This is a genomic window from Salinimicrobium oceani (genome assembly GCF_012037645.1).
The window spans coordinates 1-324 of the sequence record NZ_JAAVJR010001339.1; the positions used below are offsets into that span (position 1 = coordinate 1).

1 protein-coding gene is annotated in these 324 nt (G+C 44.4%); it reads left to right on the plus strand.

What is annotated here, in order from left to right:
- The coding region (locus tag HC175_RS22100) for an MptA/MptB family glycosyltransferase (protein WP_479685262.1) at positions 1 to 324 on the plus strand (324 nt) is incomplete at both ends.

A 324-nucleotide genomic window follows, 5' to 3' on the forward strand; every position in this document is an offset into this window, starting at 1 on the left:
GCCGCTCAACCAGGTTTTCTTTGCGCTTGCGGCTCTCTTAGGCGGAAAAAGCATTCTGGGATCTGTGATCTGGTTGCGGATCTTCATCATCGCGGCAGATATCGGGATTCTTTACTTCGGAAGAAAATTGCTGAAGCAACTCAATCTCCCGGAAAGCAACATATTTCTCTATCTGCTGAATCCGTTGATCATCATAGAACTCACGGGAAATTTACATTTTGAAGGTGTGATGCTGTTCTTTATGGTGGCAGGACTGTATTTACTGCAGCGTCAAAAATGGCTTTTTAGCGCCCTCTTATTTTCGTGTTCCATTGCGGTAAAACT